Origin of the sequence: Azohydromonas australica DSM 1124, from assembly GCF_000430725.1 — a bacterium.
GTDB lineage: Bacteria > Pseudomonadota > Gammaproteobacteria > Burkholderiales > Burkholderiaceae_C > Azohydromonas > Azohydromonas australica.
Window position 1 is genome coordinate 194,255 of record NZ_AUMO01000031.1, and the last position, 21,774, is coordinate 216,028.

General features: G+C 71.1%; 13 protein-coding genes. 8 read left to right on the plus strand and 5 right to left on the minus strand.

Annotated features, from left to right (window positions below):
* Positions 1 to 8: 8 nt before the first annotated feature.
* Both H537_RS0103810 and H537_RS41045 read right to left on the minus strand, forming a co-directional pair.
* On the minus strand, positions 9 to 728 hold the full coding sequence (locus tag H537_RS0103810; protein WP_043458132.1) for a winged helix-turn-helix domain-containing protein: 720 nt from the start codon (positions 726 to 728) through the stop codon (positions 9 to 11).
* Positions 729 to 774: 46 nt separating this feature from the next.
* Complete coding sequence (locus tag H537_RS41045; protein ID WP_051241727.1) at positions 775 to 1,338, minus strand: Spy/CpxP family protein refolding chaperone; 564 nt, start codon at positions 1,336 to 1,338, stop codon at positions 775 to 777.
* 266 nt (positions 1,339 to 1,604) lie between these two features.
* Here H537_RS41045 and H537_RS0103820 point away from each other — a divergent pair, with 266 nt between their 5' ends.
* From H537_RS0103820 to H537_RS0103830, 3 genes are read left to right on the plus strand one after another with little or no spacing between them, the layout of a single operon-like run.
* Positions 1,605 to 2,447 (plus strand): phosphate/phosphite/phosphonate ABC transporter substrate-binding protein, encoded by an 843-nt coding sequence (locus H537_RS0103820; RefSeq protein WP_028996828.1) that lies wholly within the window; start codon positions 1,605 to 1,607, stop codon positions 2,445 to 2,447.
* A complete protein-coding gene (locus H537_RS41050; protein ID WP_064735904.1) occupies positions 2,444 to 4,855 on the plus strand; it encodes an EAL domain-containing protein in 2,412 nt (803 codons plus the stop codon). Before H537_RS0103820 ends, H537_RS41050 begins: the two co-directional genes overlap by 4 nt.
* Positions 4,852 to 5,895, plus strand: a complete 1,044-nt coding sequence (locus H537_RS0103830; RefSeq protein WP_238446596.1) for a zinc-binding dehydrogenase — start codon at positions 4,852 to 4,854, stop codon at positions 5,893 to 5,895. The genes H537_RS41050 and H537_RS0103830 overlap by 4 nt, the downstream gene beginning before the upstream one ends.
* Here H537_RS0103830 and H537_RS56445 read toward each other — a convergent pair.
* Both H537_RS56445 and H537_RS0103840 read right to left on the minus strand, forming a co-directional pair.
* Positions 5,882 to 10,210, minus strand: coding sequence for a PAS domain-containing protein (locus tag H537_RS56445; protein ID WP_051241731.1), 4,329 nt, complete (start codon positions 10,208 to 10,210; stop codon positions 5,882 to 5,884). The genes H537_RS0103830 and H537_RS56445 overlap by 14 nt on opposite strands.
* 10 nt (positions 10,211 to 10,220) lie before the next feature.
* Complete coding sequence (locus H537_RS0103840; protein WP_028996830.1) at positions 10,221 to 11,324, minus strand: HD-GYP domain-containing protein; 1,104 nt, start codon at positions 11,322 to 11,324, stop codon at positions 10,221 to 10,223.
* A 448-nt stretch (positions 11,325 to 11,772) separates the two neighbouring features.
* Here H537_RS0103840 and prsT point away from each other — a divergent pair, with 448 nt between their 5' ends.
* Both prsT and H537_RS48855 read left to right on the plus strand, forming a co-directional pair.
* Positions 11,773 to 14,523 (plus strand): XrtA/PEP-CTERM system TPR-repeat protein PrsT, encoded by a 2,751-nt coding sequence (prsT, locus tag H537_RS0103845; protein WP_051241734.1) that lies wholly within the window; start codon positions 11,773 to 11,775, stop codon positions 14,521 to 14,523.
* A 665-nt stretch (positions 14,524 to 15,188) separates the two neighbouring features.
* A complete protein-coding gene (locus H537_RS48855) occupies positions 15,189 to 17,486 on the plus strand; it encodes a putative bifunctional diguanylate cyclase/phosphodiesterase (RefSeq protein WP_051241737.1) in 2,298 nt (765 codons plus the stop codon).
* Between the two features lie 120 nt (positions 17,487 to 17,606).
* Here the strand turns inward: H537_RS48855 and H537_RS0103855 are convergent, their stop codons facing one another.
* Complete coding sequence (locus tag H537_RS0103855) at positions 17,607 to 18,506, minus strand: helix-turn-helix domain-containing protein (RefSeq protein ID WP_043458135.1); 900 nt, start codon at positions 18,504 to 18,506, stop codon at positions 17,607 to 17,609.
* Between the two features lie 256 nt (positions 18,507 to 18,762).
* Here H537_RS0103855 and H537_RS0103860 point away from each other — a divergent pair, with 256 nt between their 5' ends.
* The 3 genes from H537_RS0103860 to H537_RS0103870 all read left to right on the plus strand — a co-directional run bounded on the left by H537_RS0103860 (position 18,763) and on the right by H537_RS0103870 (position 21,748).
* Positions 18,763 to 19,587: an SDR family NAD(P)-dependent oxidoreductase gene (locus tag H537_RS0103860; RefSeq protein ID WP_028996833.1), complete on the plus strand. Its 825-nt coding sequence runs from the start codon at positions 18,763 to 18,765 to the stop codon at positions 19,585 to 19,587.
* Between the two features lie 72 nt (positions 19,588 to 19,659).
* Positions 19,660 to 21,411, plus strand: coding sequence for an FAD-dependent oxidoreductase (locus tag H537_RS0103865; protein WP_028996834.1), 1,752 nt, complete (start codon positions 19,660 to 19,662; stop codon positions 21,409 to 21,411).
* Positions 21,401 to 21,748, plus strand: coding sequence for an NIPSNAP family protein (locus H537_RS0103870; protein WP_028996835.1), 348 nt, complete (start codon positions 21,401 to 21,403; stop codon positions 21,746 to 21,748). Before H537_RS0103865 ends, H537_RS0103870 begins: the two co-directional genes overlap by 11 nt.
* The last annotated feature ends 26 nt before the right edge of the window (positions 21,749 to 21,774 follow it).

Genomic DNA, 21,774 nt, shown 5'->3' on the forward strand with positions numbered 1-21,774 from the left:
CGCGGCCGTCACTGCGCCTCTTCCTGCCCCGCCTCGTCCGGCCGCCGCGCGAACAGGTAGCCCACGCCGCGCACGGTGAGCACGCGGCGCGGGTTGCGCGGGTCGTCCTCGATCAGGGCGCGGATGCGCGAGACGTGCACGTCGATCGAGCGGTCGAAGGCCTCCTGCGCGTGGCCCTTGAGCGCGTCCATGATCTGGTCGCGCGTCATCACGCGCCCGGCATGCTGGGCCAGCACGCGCAGCAGCTCGAACTGGTGCGCGGTGAGGTCGACCTCGCGGCCGTCCAGCCGTGCCTTGCGCGCGCCCATGTCGATCTCCAGCCGGCCGAAGCGCAGCGTCTCGTCCTCGGGCGCGCCCGGCGCGGCGCGGCGCAGCAGCGCCTTCACGCGCGCCAGCAGCTCGCGCGGCTCGAAGGGCTTGGAGAGGTAGTCGTCGGCGCCCAGCTCCAGGCCCACGATGCGGTCCAGCGGCTCGCCGCGCGCGGTGAGCATCAGCAGCGGCAGCCGCCGCGTGCGCGGGTCGGCGCGCAGCTCGCGCGTGAGGTCCAGGCCGTCGCCGTCGGGCAGCATCAGGTCCAGCACCAGCGCGTCGAAGCTTTCCATCAGCAGCCGCCGGCGACCTTCGGCCAGCGTGGGTGCGGTGTCGACGCCGAAGCCCGCGCCGCGCAGGTAGTCGGCCACCATGGCACTCAGTCGGGCGTCGTCGTCGATCAACAGCAGTCGGGGCATTTCAGGGGCGCTCAGGCTTGTCAAGGAGCGCGAGAGCATAGACCCCTCAACGGCGCGGTCCGTGCTCACGGTCGTGCTCGGCGGCACGCTTGCGCATTTCGTCCGCCAATTGGGCGCGCTGCTGCGGCGTCAGCACGTTCGCGGCCTCGACCATGGCCTTGGACCAGCGCTGCGAGGCCTGGTCGTGCTGGGCCAGCATCTGCTGGCGCAGGCTCTCCACGGCGTTGGCGTCGATGGTGGGCTGGGCCAGCAGCGCCAGGCCCTGCTCGTGCAGCTGCCGGCGCGTGTCGGCCTGGGCGCCCATGTCCTTGCCGGCGGCCTCGAAGATGGCGCGGATCTTGGTGCGCTGCTCGGCCGTGGCGTTGACGCGCTCCAGCATGCGGTCCATGTAGCGGCCGCCCATGGGGCCGCCCATCGGGCCGCCATGGCGGTGGCCGTGCATGTGCATCGGGCCGCCGGGCATGGCGCCGGAGGCGGCCGGCGGTGGGGGTGCGGGCTGGGCCGTGACCAGCCCGGCCGCGCCGGCCAGGCCGAGCGCCAACGCCAGCGCGGCGCCGCGGGCACGCAGCCCGGGCAGGGAACGCAGGGCAGAAACGGTTCGCGTGTTCATCTGGGAAAGCTCCACGGTTGTCGTAGTGGGGAGCCTGCAGATTGAAGACCGCGCTTTGCCCGGCGGTGTGGTCGGCGTAAAGAAACGTGAAGGGCACCGTGAAGCCGCCGCGACGTACGGCTCGCGACGCGTGTCGTGTCATGTATCACGTGGTAACCGGTTTCCATAGCGGTACCGCTGTTCCGAGGCGGCGACAATGCGCGGCTGAGCGCCGCACCCCGGGTTGGGGAGCAGGGGCATTTCCAACCACAGCGGCGGTGATACCGATGCGCGCCCTTTTGATGTTCTTGATGGGCTTCGTGCTCGCTCTTGCTCCCGCGGCCCGAGCCGCGGGCGAGCGTCCGCTGACCGTGGGCGTCGTTCCCTACCTGAGCGCGCGCACGCTGGTGCAGCTCTACAAGCCGCTGCAGGAGCACCTGGAGCGCTCGCTGCAGCGCCCGGTGCGGCTGGTGACGGCGCCGGACTACCTGACCTTTCTCGACAAGACCGCCAAGCGGGAGTACGACCTGATCGCCACCTCGCCGGCCTTCGGCCGCATGGCGCAGAACGAGACCGGCTACGTGCCGCTGCTGCGCCCGCAGAACTCGCTGGAGGTGCTGCTGGTCACGCTCAAGGAAAGCTCGCTGCAGGACGTCTCGGGCGTGCGCGGCCAGACCATCGCCACCACCGATCCGCTGGCCACGCTGACGCTGGCGGGGGTGCGCGCGCTGCGCGAGCGCGGGCTGGTGCCCGGGCGCGACGTGACGGTGCGCCCCACCAACAGCCACGCCAACTCCCTGGCGGCGATGCGCCGCGGCGACGCGGTGGCCGCCATCACCTCCTCCACCGCGCTGCGGCAGATCGGCACCGCCGCCGCCGCGCCGGTGCGCACGCTGGCGGTGCTGAGCACCACCACGCCGCTGCTGTATCTCACCAGCCCGATGCTGCGCGCGCCGGAGGTCGAGACGCTGCGCCGCCTGATGGTGGAGTTCGCCAACGGCACCGAGGCCGGGCGCCACTTCATGGAGGAGCTGGGCCACGGCACGCTGGTGCCGGTGTCCGCGCGCGACATGGCCAGCCTCGACCCGTACGTGGACGACCTCAAGGCACAGCTGGAGACTCTGCGTTGAGCCGTTTGCGGGAGCTGCTGGGCTCGCTGTCGGCACGCATCATCCTGGCCTGCGTGCTGCTCGAAGCGGTGGTGCTGGGCCTCCTGGTGCTCAGCGGCGCGCAGCTCATGGACGGGGCGCTGCGCACGCAGGCCGCGCTGCGCGTGGAGCAGTCCAAGCCGCTGCTCAACGCCGCGCTGGCCGCGCCGCTGGCGGAGGAGGACATCGTCACGCTGCAGGAGATCCTGCGCGAGAGCCGCAGCGCGCAGGCGCTGTCCTACCTGGTGCTGCTGGACCGCGAGGGCAAGCCCATCGCCAGCGAGGGCTGGAACATGTCGCGGCGGCTGCCACCGGTGGACACCGAATTGCGGCTGGACCTGGCCGACGGCTTCTTCGACGTGGAGATGCCCATCGAGCTGGCCGGACAGAGCTACGGGCGGCTGCACTTCGGCATCGCGCTGCAGGCGCTGCGCGACACGGCGCGGCAGCTGGTGGCGCAGAACGTGGCCATCGGCACGGGGGCGATCCTGGGCTCGCTGGGCCTGCTGGTGGTGGTGGGGCGCTGGCTCACGCGCCCGCTCAAGCGGCTCACCGGCGCGGCGCAGCGCATCGCCGAGGGCAGCTTCGACGTGCGGCTGCGCGTGAGCAGCCGCGACGAGGTGGGCACGCTCACGCGCGCGTTCAACACCATGGCCGCGGCCATCGCCGAGCGCATGCAGGCGCTGCAGGAGGCGCACGCGCTGCAGGAGTGCTACCTGGCGCAGTCGCGCGCGGAGCACGCGCGGCTGTCGGCGCTGCTGTCGGCCATGACCATCGGCATCCTGTTCGTGGACGAGCAGGACCGCATCGTCTACCACAACCCCGCGCTGTGCCGGCTGCTGGGCATCGACGCCGACGCCGAGCTCGACGGCCACGCGGTGCAGGCGCTGGCGGCGCTGGCCGCGGTGCGCGGCGTCTCCGACGACTGCTTCGCCAGCGGCGAGGGCCGCGTCAACACCCAGGAGCTGCCGCTGAGCGACGGCACGGTGCTCACGCGCACGGCGCACCCGGTGTGCAACGAGGACGGCCAGCCCATCGGGCGGCTGTGGATCCTCAACGACGTCACGGTGGAGCGCCGCACCTCGCAGCAGCTGGTCTACCTGGCCGAGCGCGACCCGCTCACGGGCCTCTACAACCGCCGCTCGTTCCAGCACGAGCTGCAGCGGCGGCTGGCGCACGCCGGGCGGCAGGGCACGCAGGTGGCGCTGCTGATGTTCGACCTGGACGAGTTCAAGCTCGTCAACGACCGCTTCGGCCACCAGGCCGGCGACAAGGTGCTGATCCAGATCGCGGCCGAGGTGGGCGCGCTGGTGCGGCGCAGCGAGTTCTTCGCGCGGCTGGGCGGCGACGAGTTCGCGCTGATCTGCGAGCCCGAAGGGCCGGAGATGCTGCGCGCGCTGTGCCAGCGGGTGGTGCAGGCCGTCGCGCGGCTGCCGGTGGCCTTCCGCGGCCAGAGCCTGCGGCTGACCTCCAGCCTGGGCATCGCGCTGTTCCCCGAACACGCCGACAACCCCGAGGAGCTGGTGGCGCGCGCCGACGCCGCCATGTACCAGGCCAAGGAGGCGGGCCGCAACGGCTGGCAGGTCTACGACCGCGAGCGCGACGTCACGGACGAGAAGCTTGCGCGCATCGGCTGGAACGAGCGGCTGCGCCGCGCGCTGGACCAGGACCGCTTCGTGCCGCTGTTCCAGGGCATCTACGACGCGCGCGACGGCTCGCTGCAGCACTACGAGCTGCTGCTGCGCCTGCGCGACGACGCCGACCCGGCGCGGCTGATCACGCCGGGCCAGTTCATCGCGCATGCCGAGCGCAGCGGGCTGATCCGCGAGATCGACCGCTGGGTGCTCAGCCGCGCCGTCGCGGCGCTGGCGGCGGTGCCGAGCCTGCCGGCGGTGGCGGTGAACATCTCCGGGCGCTCCTTCGAGGACCCGGCGCTGCCGCGCCACATCGACCGCGAGCTGCGCCGCCACGGCGTGGCGCCGCACCGGCTGCTGGTGGAGCTGACCGAGACCGCGGCGGTGGGCGACCTGCGCGACGCGCAGCGCCTGATCGGGCAGTTGCACGCCATGGGCTGCCGCGTGTGCCTGGACGACTTCGGCAGCGGCTTCGCCTCCTTCGCTTACCTGAAGCACCTGCCCGCGGACGTGCTCAAGATCGACGGCCTGTTCGTGCGCAACCTGGCGCGCGACCGCGACGACCTGGTGTTCGTGCGCGCCATCGTGGACGTGGCCAAGGGGCTCGGCAAGGTCACCGTGGCCGAGATGGTCGAGGACGAGGAGACGCTGGCGCTGCTGCGCAGCGTGGGCGTGGACCAGGTCCAGGGCTACCACCTCGGCCGCCCGCAGGAGCTGCATGCCTGCGTGGTGGAAAGGATGGAGGAGCAGACATGACGCAGACGATGAAGGCCGCGTTCATCACCGGCCACGGCGGCAACGAGGTGGTGGCCATCGGCGAGCGGCCACTGCCGACGCGCGCGCCGGGCGAGGTGCTGGTGCGCGTGCGCGCCGCCACGCTCAACCGCGTGGACCTGTACATGCGCGACAGCGGCGCGGGCATCACGCACCGGCTGCCGCAGATCATGGGCATCGACGGCGCCGGCACGGTGGAGGCGGTGGACGACGGCGAGACGCTGCTGCAGGTCGGCCAGCGCGTGCTGCTGCACCCGGGCATCAGTTGCGGACGCTGCGAGTTCTGCGCCCGCGGCGAGGGCGTGCTGTGCCCCGGCGTCTCCTACCTGGGCGAGCACCGCGACGGCACGCTGGCGCAATACGTCAGCCTGCCCGCGCGCAACGTGTTCCCGATGCCCGAGGGCTTCACTTTCGAGGAGGCCGCCGCGCTGGGCGTGAACCACCTCACCGCGTGGCGCATGCTGTTCAGCAAGGCGCAACTGAAGCCGTGGGAGACGGTGCTGATCTTCGGCATCGGCGGTGGCGTGTCGCTGGCGGCGCTGCAGCTGGCCAAGTGGACGGGCGCCAAGGCCATCGTCACCTCGCGCGACGACGCCAAGCTGGAGCGCGCGCTGGCGCTGGGCGCCGACCATGCCGTCAACGGCGCGCGCCAGGACGTGGCCAAGGCGGTGCTCGCGCTCACGGGCGGGCGCGGCGTGGACGTGGTGATCGAGAACGTGGGCGCGGCGGTGTGGGGCAGCGCGCTGCGCGCGGTGGTGCGCGGCGGGCGCATCGTCACCTGCGGCGCCACCAGCGGCGACCAGCCGCCGGCGGACCTGCGCCGGGTGTTCATCCGCCAGCTGCAGATCCTGGGCTCCACGCTGGGCGACCTGCACGAGATGGACGCGCTGCTGCGCGCCTGCGCCGGCGGCGCGATCCGGCCCGTGATCGACTCCACCTGGGCACTGGACGAGCTGCACGCCGCGCTGGACCGGCTGGAGGCGGGGGCGCAGTTCGGGAAGGTCGCGCTCAGGGTGGAGTGAGCGTGGCCTCGGGCGCGTCCTCCCGCACCAGCTCCTCCAACAGCGCCAGCGCCTCCTCGAAGTCGAAGGCCAGCAGCCGCGCCTCGATGTCGTCCGCGGCGGCGGGGTGGTGCAGGCGCAGCGCGGGGGCCAGATCGCGCCAGCGCGCCACGGCCGCGTAGTTGCCCGCGCCCAGCAGCCGCACCAGCTCCCGCAGCTGCCCGGGCTCGACCGCGATGGCCGGGGCGGCCAGACCGGCTTCGGGCCCGGCCGCCGGCGCCGGCGCCGGCGCCAGTGCCTGCCGGATGCCCTCCAGCAGCGCCCGCAGCTCGTCCAGCACCCCTTCGGCCGCCACCGCCAGGGCCTGCGCCGACGTGCCGTCGGCCAGTGCCCGCTCCAGCGCCCGCGCGCTCTGCGCCAGCGCCTCGGCGCCGATGGGCTGGGCCGAGCCGCGCAGCGCGTGCACCAGCGCCGCCAGCGCGGCCGTGTCGCCGGCGGCCAGCCGCGCGCGCGCCTCGTCCACCGCGCCGTTGCCGTAGTGCTCCAGGAACTGGCTCAGCACGCGCCGGTACAGCGCGGGCTGGCCGCCGAGGTAGCGCAGCGCCCGCGCCGCGTCCAGGCCCGCGATGGCCGGTAGCGGCGCGGCCCCGTCCGGCGCCGGGGCGGGCAGGGCCGGCGGTGCGCCGCTGCCGGCGTCCGGCTCGCGCGCGGGCAGCCAGCGCCGCAGCGTGGCGAACAGCCGTGCCGGCTCCACCGGCTTGGGCACGTGGTCGTCCATGCCCGCGCCCAGGCAGCGCGCGCGGTCCTCGGCGAAGGCATCGGCCGTCATGGCCAGGATGGGCATGCGCCCCCGGCCGTCCGCCAGGGCGCGGATGCGCCGCGTGGCCTCCAGCCCGTCCATCACCGGCATCTGCAGGTCCATCAGCAGCGCGTCGTACCCGCGTGCCTGCACGGCGTCCAGGGCCTGGCGGCCGTCGCGCGCCAGGTCCACCTTCAAGCCGGCCCAGCCCAGCAGCTCCAGCACCACGCCCTGGCTCACCGGGTTGTCCTCCACCAGCAGCACGCGGGCGCCGCCGCAGCGCCGGCGCAGCGCGTCGGCCTCGGACTGCACGTCGGACAGCACGGCTGCGGCACCGGCGGCCTGCGGCGCCTGGCTCTCGCGCACCCAGGCGCTGAAGCGGAACTCGCTGCCCACGCCCAGCTCGCTGTGCACCTCCACCCGGCCGCCCATCAGCCCTGCCAGGCGCTGCGTGATCGCCAGCCCCAGCCCGGAGCCGCCGAAGCGCCGCGTGGTCGAGGCGTCCTCCTGCACGAAGGCGCCGAAGACCTGATCCAGCTTGTCCGGCGCGATGCCGATGCCCGTGTCGCGCACGCTCAGCCCCAGCCGCAGGCCGCGCTCGCCGCGCTCCAGCACCTCGGCGCGCACCTGCACCTCGCCGCGCTCGGTGAACTTCACCGCGTTGCTCAGCAGGTTCAGCAGTGCCTGCGACAGCCGCGTCGGGTCGCCGTGCAGCGCATCGGGCACGTCGCCCGGGTCCAGCGCCAGCCGCAGCTGCTTGGCGTGCGCCTGCTCCGCCACCAGCGCCTGGCTGCCCGCCAGCAGCGCGCGCAGCGAGAAGTCGGCCTCCTCCAGCTCCACGCGGCCGGCCTCGATCTTGGAGAGGTCCAGCACGTCGTTGACCACCTGCAGCAGCAGCGTGGCCGCGTTGCCGACCCGCCCCAGCCGCTCCACCGTCACGGTGTCGCGGACGTCGCGGCGCATCAGGTGCGTCAGGCCCAGGATGGCGTTGAGCGGCGTGCGGATCTCGTGGCTCATGTTGGCCAGGAACGCGCTCTTGGCCCGGCTGGCGGCGTCGGCCCGGTCGCGCGCGAGCAGCAGCTCGGCGTTGGCCTGCTGCAGCTGCTGGGTGCGCTCCTGCACCAGCTCCTGCAGCCGGTGGCGGTGGTGGTCGAGCTCGGCGCCGATGCGCTTTTTCTCGGTCACGTCCTCGCCGATCCAGAGGTGGTGCGTGATGCGCCCGTCGTCCTGGCGGATCGGCGCGGCATGCACGAACACGTCGCAGGGCTCGCCGTCCTTGCGCCGGCCGCGGAACTCGCCGGACCAGGGCTGGCCGCGCTGCAGCGTGCGCCACAGCCGGCCTTCCTGGGACGTCGGCGCCAGCGCGCCCCGCATCAGGAAGATCTGCGGCCCCAGCAGTTCCTCCCGGCTGTAGCCGCTGATGCGCGTGAAGGCGTCGTTGACGTACTCGATGCGGCCCGTGGTGTCGCGGATGGCGATGCCGATGGGGCTTTGCGCCACGGCCAGCGACAGCTTGCGCAGCTGCTCCTGCGCCAGGTGGCGCTCGGTGATGTCGCTGTGCACCACCACTGCGCCGCCGGCGTGCGTGCGCAGCGGCGTGACGGTCATGTGGAACCAGCGCTGGCGCTGCGGCGAGTGGGAGGCGTATTCGTACGAGAAGGACGTTTCCCGGCCCGACAGCACCGCAGCGATGCCCTGGGCCACGTGCGCGGCCTCGCCGCCGTCCGCTCCCCGTGCCGTGCCGAAGATCGCCAGGTAACTCATGCCCAGGCCGTCATGGGGCACGCCCTCCTGGACGCAGAAGCCGTTCTCGGCGGCGAAGCGCTTCCAGGCCGCGTTGACCTTGACGATGGTCCCGGCCTGGTCGAGCACCGCCATGTGGTCCAGCACCGAGTCCGTGACCGCCTGCACCAACGCCGTCGCGTCGCGCAGCGCCAGCTCCGCGTGCTTGCGCTCGGTGATGTCGCGCGAGATGCCGAACATGCCGATGACGTGCCCCTCGTCGTCGCGCAGCGGCCCCTTGGTGGCCAGGAAGGTGAAGTCCGTGCCGCCGTGGCCGATCACCTCCTCGTAGGTGCGCACGCGGCCCTCCGCCATGACCTGCGCGTCGTTGGCGCGCACCGCCGCGGCCTGCGCCGGCGGCAGGTAGTCGCCGTCGCCGGTGCCCAGGATGGCCTGCGGCTCGCTGCCCAGCACGCGGCTGGCGGCGCGGTTGCACAGCAGGTAGCGGCCCTGCAGGTCCTTGGCGAAGATGGCGTCGTCGGAGCCTTCGGCGATGGCCTGTACCAGCGCCAGCGCGCGCAGCCGCTCCTCCTGGGCATCGCGCTGCGCCTGCGCCAGGGCCCGCCCCCGGCGCTCGCGCTGCATGACCGTGCCCACGATGGTGCCCAGCAGCACGATGGCGCCGGTGGCGGCGATCCACAGCGCGTCCTTCAGCGACTCCGCGCGCAGCTCGGCGGCGTCCACCTGGGCCACCAGCATCCACGCTGTGCCGGGCACCAGGCGCACCACGCCGGCCACCGGCACGCCCCGGTAGTCCAAGCCCTCGATCGTGCGGCCCAGCGGCTGCTCCCCGGACAGGATGCGGCCAACCAGCAGGCCCGGGCGGTCCAGCGGCACGGGCTGCTGGCCGAACAGCCCCACCAGGCTGTCGCCCTCGCGGCGCACCAGCATCGAGAGGCTGCTGCTCAGGGCTGAGGGCCCGTGGCGCAGCATCGGCAGCAGCGCGTCGTCCAGCGCCACCCGCAGCACCACCGCGAGCTGGGCCGGGCCGCCCCCGCTGTGCACGGGCACCACCATGTCGATCCAGGTGCTGCCGCTGGCCTCGTCGCGCCCGGTCCACTGCCCGATGTCGCCCGTGGCCAGCGCCTGCAGCACCTGCCGGCGCAGCGCCGGCGCGGGTGCGGCGGTGCCTGCGGGCTCCATGCCCAGCACCTCGCCGCGCTGGTCGAACACCAGCACGGCCTGGTTGCCGAAGGCTTGGCGCATGACGGCCAGGCGGTCCATGAGCCGCTCCATCGCCAGGGCGTCGCCCTCGCGCCAGCGCTGGTAGAAGCCGGCATAGATGGAGCTGGAGCTCACGAAGCGCGCCTGCGACTGGTGCGAGGCGAACCAGGTCGCGACCTGGCGGCTCTGCTGCTCGGTCAGCGCTTCGAGCTGGCGCAGCTGCTGGGCGCGCAGCTGCCCGAAATCGGCCACCACCGCCAGCAGCGTCAGCACCGCGATCACCGCGGCCAGCCACGGCGCCGGCACCACGCGGGCCCAGCGCCGCCCCGGCGCCGGGGCTGGGGCGGCGGCCGGCGCCGGCTCCAGGTTGCGGCGCAGCAGGGCGTAGAGCAGCAGCGCCGTCAGGGCCACGAAGCCCCAGCCCTTGAGGGCGCCGGCCTGCATCAGCCAGTCCGGGTCGCGCACCAGCCGTCCCAGCAGCCAGTCCGAGCCCAGGATCCACAGCGAGGCCGCGGCGGCGTAGCCCAGCGCCACCCGCAGCGCCGTCAGGCGCGCTCCGGTGCTGCCGGCGGGCGCGGCGCTGTGCGGCATGGCGCGCTCCTCAGCCGGCGGCGTCGCAGGCCTGCCCGTCCGGATAGCGGCGGGCGATGTCGCAGAAGGCCTCGAAGCAGTCCATGAGGCAGTCCAGCAGCCGCGGGTCGAAATGCCGCCCGCGCTCGCGCGCCATCACCTCGCGCACCTGCGCGAAGGGCATGGGCGGCTTGTAGACGCGGCGCGAGATCAGGGCGTCGAACACGTCGGCCAGCGCCATCAGCCGCGCCGCCAGCGGGATGGCGTCGCCGGCCAGGCCGTCGGGGTAGCCGCTGCCGTCCCAGCGCTCGTGGTGGTGCAGCGCGATCTCGCGCGCGTAGGCCAGGAAGGGCACGGGCTCGTGCGTGTCCGCCACCGCGCGCGCGATGGCGTCGGCGCCGAGCCGGGCGTGCGTCTTCATCACCTCCCACTCCTCGGCGGTGAGCTTGCCGGGCTTGAGCAGGATGTGGTCGGGGATGCCGACCTTGCCGATGTCGTGCAGCAGCGCGGACTTGCCGATGAGCCCGATGTTGTGGGCGTCGAGCTCGCCGGCGAAGCCCGGCAGCGCCGCAGCGCGGCGCGCCAGCGTCAGCACGTACTCCTGCGTGCGCAGGATGTGGTTGCCGGTCTCGTTGTCGCGCGTCTCGGCCAGGCGCGCCAGCGCGCGGATGGTGACGTCCTGCGCCACATGGCTCTCGTGCATGCGCCGCGCGATCTCGGCTTCCAGCGCGGCGTTGTCGCGGCGCAGCAGGTCGCGCGCGTGCTTGAGCTCCAGGTGCGTGTGCACCCGCGCCAGTACGATGGCCGGGTGCAGCGGCTTGGTGATGTAGTCCACCGCCCCCAGCGCCAGCCCGCGCTGCTCGTCCTCCGCCGCGTTCATGGCCGTGATGAAGATCACCGGCACGTCGTGCGCCTGGGGCGAGGCACGCAGCCGCTGCAGCACCTCGTAGCCGCTCATGGCGGGCATCATGATGTCCAGCAGGATCAGGTCGGGCGCGGGCTGCTGTGTCGCCAGCTCCAGCGCCCGCGCCCCCGAGTTGGCCGCGAGCACCTGGTAGTGCCCGCACAGCAGCTCGGCCAGCACCGTGAGGTTCTCCGGGTTGTCGTCGGCGATGAGAACGGTGCTGCGTGACATGGCGCTCCGGAACAGGGTGGCTGGGGTGGGTGTGCGCAATGCGCATGGCGCGGCCTGGCGGCGGCAGCGGGACGGCCTTGCGCCGCGCCTGATTCGTTTACGGCTTTGCAGCGGACGGTTGAAGTGCGTTTCGAACAATTCGTGCGCTATTTCCCATTCGCCGGGTGCGCTGGAGGTCGCGGACGGCTTTCGAGGCCCTGACATCCGCTTGCCGCGAGCGCCGGAGGATGCTGCCGCTCCCGGCGCGGGCCTTCCGTGGCGGAAGTCCCGCAGTGCGGGCCCGCGGCGCAGCGGCGGGCCGAAGTCGTGAATTCATTGGCGCTGCCCGGGGCGGTCGCGGAGCGGGCGCACCCGACAATCGTCTTTCTTCCCGTATTCGGCGCCGCCTGCGAGGCTCGCCGCTCGCCTTCAAATGAAAACTCCCCGTCGCCTTGCCATTCCTCTTGCCTTGAGCCTGCTGACCGGCGCTGCGCTGCTGGGCTGTGGCTCCGACGGCGATCCGAAGGAGCTCATCGCTTCAGGCCGCAACTACATCGAGCAGAACGACCCCAAGGCGGCCACCATCCAGCTCAAGAACGCGCTGCAGAAGTCGCCCGACCTGGCCGAGGCGCGCGTGCTGCTGGGGGTGGCGCTGCTGGAGCAGGGCGACGTGGTGGGCGCCGAGGTGCAGGCCAGCAAGGCGCTGGAGCTCGGCGGCGTGCAGGACGAGGCCGTGCCGCTGATGGCCCGGGTGATGCTGCTGCAGGGCAAGGCGGCGCAGGTCGTGGAGCGCTACGGCTCGGCGGCGCTGACGCAGCCCAAGGCCAAGGCCGCGCTGCAGACGGTGCTGGCGCAGGCGCACCTGGCACAGAACCAGCGCGAGCCCGCCGAGGCAGCGCTCAAGTCGGCGCTGGAGCTCGATCCCGGGCACCTGCCGGCGCAGCTGTTGCAGGTGCGCATTCGCGCAGCGGCACCGGACGTGGCCGGCGCGCGCCAGCAGGTCGAGGAGCTGCTCAAGCAGCATCCCAAGTCCCACGAGGCCTGGCTGCTGCTGGCCGCGCTGGCGCAGGCCGGCGAGGACTACGACGGCGCGGGCAAGGCCTACCAGCAGGCGCAGGCCGCGCGCAAGGACATCATGGGGGCCTACTCCGGCTACATCCTGATGCTCAACGGGCAGAAGAAGTACGAGGAGGCGGACAAGCAGCTTGCGCTGCTCAAGGCCCAGTACCCCGAGCATCCGCAGACCAAGGTGCTGGAGGGGCAGTCGCTCTTGCGGAAGAAGGACGTGAAGGCCGCGCGCGAGGCGGTGCAGGCGGCGATCAAGGCCGCGCCCAACTTCGGCTTCGCGCAGCAGCTCGCCGGCGCCATCGAGTACGAGGCCGGCGCGCTGGCGCAGGCCACCGCGTACCTGACCAAGGCGCAGCAGCTCATGCCCGAATCCGCGCCCGTGCGGCTGCTGCTGGCGCAGACGCTGCTGCGCTCGGGCGACCCGGCCAAGGCGCTGGTGACGCTGCAGCCGCTGCTCGAAGACAAGGACAAGAAGGACTCCCCGGCCATGGCGCTGGGGCTGGCGGCGCAGGCCTACCAGCAGCAGGGCGACCTCGTGCGCGCGGAGGCGCTGTTCAAGCGCGCCACGGCGGCGGACCCCACCGACAGCCGCGCCCGCGTGGCCCTGGCGATGGCGCAGCTCGCGCGCGGCGACGCCGCGGGCATGGAGGCGCTGCAGTCCGCGGCCGCCAGCGACGACAAGGGCATCACCGCCGACCTGGCGCTGGTCAACGAGCGCATGCGCCGGCGCGAGTTCGATGCCGCGCTCGCGGCCATCGACGCGCTGGAGAAGAAGACGCCCGCGCAGGCCACGGCCTCGCTGCTGCGCGCACGCGTGCAGATGGCGCTCAAGCAGCCCGACAAGGCGCGCCAGAGCCTGGAGCAGGCGGCCAAGGTGGAGCCGGCCAACCTGCAGACCGCCATGGCGCTGGCCGAGCTGGACCTGCGCGACAAGCAGTTCGACGCCGCGCGCAAGCGCTTCGACGCCACGCTCAAGGCCGACGGGCGCAACGTGCCCGCGCTGCTGGCCGTGGCCCGCATCCGCCAGGCCGCCGGCGCGCCGGCGGCCGAGGTGGCGAAGATGCTGGAGGACGCCGTGCGCGCCAATCCTTCGGAAGCCAGCTCGCGCCTGGCGCTGGTGGAGCACCACCTGGCGCAGAAGAACAACTCCGCGGCGCTGACCGCCGCGCAGGAGGCCGTGTCCGCGCTGCCCGACGACCCGGCCGTGCTCGCCGAGCTCGCGCGCGTGCAGGCCGTCAGCGGCGACCTCAACCAGTCCATCAGCAGCCTGGGCCAGGTGGCGGCCAAGCGGCCCAACTCGGTGCAGGCCCAGATGATGCTGGCCGACGTGCACCTGGCGGCCAAGAACTACGACGCCGCCATCGCGGCGCTGGAGCGCGCGCGCGCGCTGGCGCCGCGCGAGTTCACGGTGTCGCAGCGCCTGGCCGCGGCGCAACTGGCGGCCGGGCAGGGCCCGGCGGCGCTGTCCACGGCGCGCGCGCTGCAGAAGGACAAGGACATGGCCGTGGCCGGCCTGCTGCTCGAAGGCGACATCGAGAGCACGCAGCGCCGCTGGCGCGAGGCCGTGGCGGCCTACCGTGCCGCGCTGGCCAAGGAGCCCACCAGCACCAACCTCGCCGTGAAGGTGCACAGCGCCCTGGTGAGCCAGGAGGACAAGGCCGGCGCCGCGGGCTTCGCCAGCAAGTGGATGGCCGAGCACGCCAAGGACGCGGGCTTCCTGTTCCACCTCAGCGAGGTGGCGATCGCGCAGCGCGACTTCGCCGTGGCCGAGAGCCAGCTCAACGACGCGCTGAAGCTGCGCGCCGACGACCCGGTGATGCTCAACAACCTGGCGTGGGTGCACGTGCAGCTCAAGAAGCCCACGGCGGTGGAGCTGGCCGAGAAGGCCAACAAGCTGCGCCCGGACACGCCGGCGTTCATGGACACGCTGGCGGTGGCGCTGGCGGCCAACAAGCAGTTCGACCGCGCCATCGAGATGCAGAAGAAGGTCATCGCGATGGACCAGAACCCAAGCTGGCGCCTGGGCCTGGCACGCCTGTACATCGACGCCGGCCAGCGCACCCAGGCCCGCACCGAACTCGACGCCCTGGCGCAGATGGGCAAGGACTTCAAGCGCCAGGAAGAGGTGCAGAAGCTGATGCGGGAGCTGTGAGGCAGGCTTGAGCGCAGGGCCCGCTGGCCGGGCCGCGGCGCCTGACTGCCTTCACCCCGCCACCGGCAGCTGTCGTGCCATGGCCCGGAATGGCGCCGGCCGGTGGCCCGTGTGCTTCTCGAGGAAGCCCACGGAACAGGCCTCATCCTCGAATTCAGCAGTGCCGCCACCGGCTTGACGCCCAGCGAACCCGCGTTGGCCGCCGCGCTCGCGAAATGGCGCCGAGGCTTGGGAATGGCTGGATGCGGGGCGTTTCGATACAGCCGTCACAGGCATGCAAATGACGCCATGGGATGGCCCGGACGCCAGCGGCGTTGGCGAAATATGGAAAAAGCAATGGGGCGGCTTGGTCCCGTCATGGCGACGGCCAGCAAAAAAGGTGGCCACCCCAAAGTCTGCTCCGAGTCCGGGATGGCTGGATTTTTGGCCAAGGCTTTTGATGCCCTTGTGCGGAAAAGGCGATTCTCAAATACACAGGCAACAAGGTAAGCCACAGCGGGAACTGAGCTGTCGCCTCCAGTGCGCAGTGGGGTTACCGCCCGCTCGCTTCTGCAAATCCCTGGCGATGTGGAAATTTTGCACAAAATCTGCGTCCAGGGCAGCGCACTGAACGCGCAATACTGCTACCGCGCTATTGTTGTGCCTGCTTGAAGCTCACGGATTCCATGGAGCCAATCATCCGTTCCGATATTTGCATGCCCGTGTTTGGCGGGCGGCGGCTCAGGGCGTTATTGCTGGTGGCCGTGGCGCTGCTGTCTGGCTCAGGCGTTTACCTGATTGACAAGGAGCGCCGCACTGTCTGGAGCAGTACGGAGCAGCACCTCATGAGCCTGTCCGTGGCCGTGGAAAGCTCGATGACCACGGCACTCCGGCAGGCAGAATTCAGCCTGCGTGGCATTGAAAATGAACTGCAGGCCGCACCGCGACCGCCACAGTATGGTGACCTTCTGGCGCAGGCTGCCAAATTTGATCCGGTGAGTGGCGTCCTGGGCATTCTGAAGAATGGTCGACTGCAAGCGCTATTCACGAATGGGGTGCCGTTGTCGGAACGACAGTGCCAGCAATTGACACAGGACTTGCAGCAATCCGTGGCCACGGCAGACCGAGCGCATGCGAGAGTCAAGGCGGACGACCTGATGATATTGCCCATGGTGCAGCATCCCGCCACTTCGGAATGGCTGCTTCCGCTGTTTTTCAATGGCCATGATGCGGCGGGCTCGCCACTCCAGATATTCGCGCTCATCCCCGCCCAGACGTTGACGCAGAGCATGACAAGCCTGCGCGTGCTGCCGGGCAGTTTCATGAGCGTGGTCTCGATGAATGGCGTTCAGTTGTTCCGCTACCTGCCCGAGGAGCATGTTTTTGTTCTGAACGACCCATTCGTGCATCCCGAGGTCTTGCCCCATGTGTGGACGACCAAGCAGGTCCTTTTCCAGGCCCGCAATGTGCTCGATGGGCAGCTCACGATGTACAGCCATGCGCGCTCGGATATTCTGCCTTTTTCTGCCGGCGTAGGAGTATCGGTCTCGCAAATACGCGAAGCCTGGTTCAAGGCTGCCGCGGCGCCGTTTCTGGTGATGCTGCTGGGGATTTCGGGAATACTGGCTTTCTGGTTCATGCTGTGCCGCTCGGTCCGGGTGCAACTCGAGGAAGCCCATGCGTATATGCATGCTGCTCGGCACGATGCGCTGACGGGAGTGCTTAATCGGGATGCCTTCGCACAATTGCTGGAGCGTGATGTTCAATCTTTGGCCGCACCGCCTTTCAGCGTCGTGCTGATCGACATCAATCGGTTCAGGGAAATCAACGACACGATGGGCCATGAGGCGGGAGACCGGGTCTTGAAAGAAGTCGTGCGCCGCATATCCCGTCCTGTGCAGGTGCTTGGCGGCGTCGTGGCGCGTGTGGGCGGCGACGAGTTTGGCTTGAAGCTGCCCTTTTTGCCGGAACTGGGGGACGGCGTCCTGCTCGACCTTCATGCAGCCATTGGGCACGTCATGCCGGTGGGCGAAGTGGATCTCGAAATCACCGTGGCCATGGGCGTGGCGTCCTTTCCCTCGGACGCGGACAGCGTCAAAGACCTGGTGCGGCGTGCCAATATCGCGTTGCACAAGGCAAAATCCGAGGTGCATGCTGTCGAACACTATCGCCCGGAGCTTGACCGCTTCTCCCTGACCCGGCTGGCCATGCATACGGAACTGGCCAGGGCCATTCGCGAGGGACAGCTTTCCCTGGTGTTCCAGCCAAAGGTCAGCTTGAAGAACGGAGCCATGGTCGGTGTCGAAGCGCTGGCGCGTTGGATTCGGCCCGGTGGGCAGACCATGTCGCCGGCCGAATTTGTTCCACTGGCCGAATCCACGGAATTGATTCATCCGTTCACCAGTCTCGTGATACGACGTGCCCTCCAGGCGCAGCAGCACTGGATACAGCATGGCGTGCGCGTCCCGGTGGCTGTCAACGTCAGTGCCAACAACCTCCTCAGTGCGGACTTTGTGCCGGACTTGAAACGCTTCTTGGCGGAGTTCGATATCCCGGCGTCTCTGCTTGAGCTGGAGATCACCGAGTCCGCAGTGATGCGCAGTCCCGAATTGATCATCCCTCGCTTGGCTTCCATCCGGGACATGGGCGTGAGGTTGGCCATAGATGATTTCGGCACAGGTTTCGCCTCACTGGCTTACCTCAAGCTGCTGCCGGTGCATGTGCTGAAGATCGACCTTTCCTTTGTCGTCAACATGGACAGTGATGCGGCCAACGAGAAAATAGTGCGCAGCACCATTGCGTTGGCGCACAGTTTCGACCTGACCGTTGTCGCAGAAGGTGTGGAAACCGAGGCCGTGCGTGACATGCTGGCCCAGTATCAGTGCGACGCGGCACAGGGCTATTTGTTTTCCCGGCCCGTGGACTCGCGGGCCATTGCAGTTTGGGCGGAGCGGTCTCAATTGGCCGTGCTTGATCAAGCCTGATCAGCCAAGGCCTTCCAGCGGGCCGCATTGCCAGTCACGCCAGCGTTGCGGCCATCGTGAAACCGGATGGCTGCTGGCGCACAGGGGGCGGCTCCCGGCGGTGTGAAATGAGAGCTTCTCTCATCCCCCCGCCAGACGCTGCCGCGCCATGGCCCGAAATTCCGTCGGACGGTGCCCCGTGTGCTTCTTGAAGAAGCGCCCGAAATAGGCCTCGTCCTCGAATCCCAGCACCGCCGCCACCTGCTTGACGCTCAGCAGCGAATAGGCCAGCTCGCGCTGCGCCTCGTGCACGACGCGGGCGTTGAGCACGTCCAGCGCCGACGCGCCCAGCACCTCGCGGCACAAGCGGCTGAGCTGGCCCGCGCTGACGCCCAGCGTGCGCGCGTAGTCCTCCACGCCCACGCCGCGCTCGCGAAAGCGCGCCTCCACCAGCGCGCGGAAGCGCTCCACCTGCCGCGCCTTGCGCGAGCGCAGCAGCGCGTCCTCGCCCGCGGGCTGCGCCGCGCCGACGCGCGCCACCTGCACCAGCAGCGCCACCAGCAGCGACAGGCCCACCGCCATCTGCCCGGCCTCGTGCACGCGCGTCTCGCGCTCCATGGCCTCGAACAGCGGCAGCAGGGCCTCGGCGTGGCGGCTCCCGGGCTCCACCCGCAGCACCGCCGGCTTGCGCAGTTGCCCCAGCAGCTCCGGCGCCACGGCCTGCACGGCGGCCTCCAGCGGGCGCTGCGCGGCGGTGATGACGTGCCCGTCCGTATCGGGCCGGAAATGGAAGCCGTGCACCGCGCTGGCTGGCACCACGACCAGGCAGGGCGGGTGCAGCGTCCATTTCATCTCGTCGACGAACACCTCGCCGCCGCCGGCCACCACGTACAGCAGCTGCAGCAGCGCGTCGTGCACGTGCGGCTCGATCTCCCAGTCGAACAGGCTGGAGCGCACCGGGATGCGCTCCACGTGAACCATGTCCAGCCAGCTCGGCTGCGCCTCGTGCCCGTAGAGGGCGAAGTTGGGAACCGTCGTCATCCTGCTCAGTGAGAACCCGGCGATGCACGAATTGTCCGGTTCGCTGCAGCCTTTGTCGATTGGAAGCAATCGCAGCGGCTCCTACAGTCCACCCCATCGCGAATTGCCTTCGCGTTGATGTGCAAGGACAAATTGTGCTTGGTGATGCGGAGGCACTGGACCATTCGGGCTTTGGTCGGCTTCAGGTGCCTTCGGGTTTGCCATTAAGCCAGGCGCAATTGTCCGGTACTGACACCGAGATACTTAGGAGACAGACATGAGCACGCAACCCTCCGGAACCTCCTGGCTGGCGCTGGAAGGCCGGGTCTGCGCCGTCACTGGCGCCGGCAGCGGCATCGGCGCCGCCATCGCCGCGGAGCTGGCGCGCGCCGGCGCCCGCGTCGCGCTGCTGGACCGCAACGGCGCCGCGGCCGGGGCGGTGGCCGGCGACATCGTGGCCGGCGGCGGCACGGCCGTCGCCGTGGAATGCGACGTCGGCCGCGAGGCCGGCGTGCGCGAGGCCGCGCAGCGGGTGCGCCGCGCGCTGGGCGACTGCGGCGTGCTGGTCAACAACGCCGGGATGCTCAAGGCCGGCGCGCTGGACAGCGTGAGCGTGGAGGAGTGGAACGCGGTGCTGGCGGTGAACCTCACCGGCGCGCTGCTGTGCGCCCGCGCCTTCCAGCCGCAGCTGCTGGCCGCGGGGCAGGGCAGCATCGTCAACGTCGCCTCCATCGCCGCGCTGCACCCGCAGACGCGCAGCGGCGCCTACAGCCCGAGCAAGGCCGGCGTGCTGCTGCTGTCGCGCCAGCTCGCGGCGGAATGGGGCCCGCTGGGCCTGCGCAGCAACGCCGTCTGCCCCGGCATGATCCGCACCCCGCTGTCGGCCCGGTTCTACGAGGAGCCGGGCTTGGAGGCCAGGCGTGCCGCCGTCACCGCCAGCCGCCGCGTGGGCGAGCCCATCGACATCGCCAACGCCGTGCTGTTCCTCGCCAGCGCGCGCAGCGCCTACCTCAACGGCGCGGAGCTGGTCGTGGACGGCGGCATGGACACCATGCTCATGGACCTCGTGCCGCGCCCCGGCTTCAACGCCACCCCCGCCTGACGCCGCCCCGCCGCCGGGCGGGCCGTATTCCTCTCCGCATTTTTCCAACTCCTCAACCAGGAGGGCCGCCGCATGGGCGCCACCAATCCATCACGGACGCAGCACTGCGACCTGCTCGTCATCGGCTCCGGGGCCGGTGGCCTCTCCACCGCCGTCACGGCGAAGAAGCTCGGCCTCGACGTGGTCGTGGTCGAGAAGGACACGGTCTTCGGCGGCACCACCGCCTTCTCCGGCGGCGTGCTTTGGATTCCCGGCAACCCGCACGCCAAGGCCGCCGGCGCGCGGGACAGCCGCGAGGCCGCGCGCGAGTACCTGCGCCACGAGACCGGCGCCTTCTTCGACGAGGCGGCCGTGGAGGCCTTCCTGGACCGGGCGCCGGAGATGGTCGAGTTCTTCGAGCGCGAGACGGCCGTGAGATTCGTGCCCACGCTCTACCCGGACTACCACCCCACCGCGCCGGGCGGCGTGGACGTGGGCCGCTCCATCCTGGCCGCGCCCTACGACATTCGCGGCCTGGGCGCCGACATGGCGCGGCTGCGCCCGCCGCTGCAGACCATCACCTTCATCGGGATGATGTTCAACAGCTCCAACGCCGACCTGAAGCACTTCTTCAACGCCACGAAGTCGTTCACTTCCTTTGCCTACGTGGTGCGGCGCCTGGCCAAGCACCTGAAGGAGCTGGCGCTGTACCGGCGCGGCGTCAACGTCACCAGCGGCAACGCGCTGGCAGCGCGGCTGGCCAAGAGCGCGCTGGACCTGGGCATTCCCATCCACACCGGCACGCCGGCGCGCGAGCTGCTGCTCGAAGGCGGCCGGGTGGTGGGCGCGCGCGTGTCGGGCCCGGACGGCGAGAGGGAGATCCGCGCCCGCCGCGGCGTGGTGCTGGCCAGCGGCGGCTTCTCGCACGACGTGGAGCGGATCCGGCAGGCCTATGCGCACCTGCGCCGCGGCGGCGAGCACCTGTCGCCCGTGCCGGCGAGCAACACCGGCGACGGCGCGCGCATGGCGGAGCAGGCGGGCGGCACGGTGCCGATCCGCTACCCGCAGCCGGCGGCGTGGATGCCGGTATCGAGAGTGCCGCTGGGCGACGGGCGCGTGGGCGTGTTCCCGCACCTGCTGGACCGCTACAAGCCCGGGATCATTGGCGTCACGCGCCGGGGCCTGCGCTTCTGCAACGAGTCCGAGAGCTACCACGACGTGGGCGCGGCGATGGTCGAAGCCTGCAAGGGTGAGCGCGAGACGGCGATGTGGCTCGTGTGCGACCACGCCACCCTGCGCAAGTACGGCCTGGGCTACGTGAAGCCCGCGCCCATGCCGCTGGGGCGCTTCCTGCGCAACGGCTACCTGGTGAAGGGCCGCAGCCTGGCGGAGCTGGCGCAGCGCGCCGGCATCGACGCCGCGGGGCTGGAGCGCACGGTGCGCGACTACAACCCGGGTGCCGCGCGCGGCGTGGACGAGCAGTTCGGCCGCGGCAGCACCAGCTTCAACCGCTACCTGGCGGACCCGGCGCGGCAGCCCAACCCCTGCGTGGCGCCGATCGGCGAGGGGCCGTACTACGCGCTCAAGGTGGTGATGGGCGACCTGGGCACCTTCGATGGCATCCGCACCGACGTGGCGGGCCGGGTGCTGGACGGGCAGGGCGGCGCCCTCGAGGGCCTGTACGCCGTGGGCAACGACCGCGCCAGCGTCATGGGCGGCAACTACCCGGGCGCCGGCATCACGCTGGGGCCGATCATGACCTTCGGGTACCTGACGGCGCGGCACATCGCCGGCGTCGAAAGCCTGCAGGCGCCGGCCGCGAAGGAGCTGCGCCATGCCGCCTGATCTCGCACGCCTGCCGCTCGTGGACCACCGCGTCTACACCATCGCGCTGCGGCGCATGAACGAGTTCATCGAGGTCTTCGACCGGCTGGCCATGCCGGTGCTGCTGCAGACGCTGGGCCATCCCATCGGCTTCCACGTCAGCCAGGTGGGCCCGCTGAACCAGTTCGTGCACCTGTGGGCCTACGAGAGCCTGGCCGAGTACGAGCGCCGCAGCGCGCTGCGCGACCGCCACCCGGACTTCCCGGCCTATTTGCAGGCCTCGGAGCACCTGATCGTGGCGCAGGAGAACCGGCTCATCTGCCGGGTGGAGCTGCCCAGCCTGCGCCAGCGGGGCTGAAGCGGCGACGACGGACCCAAGACATC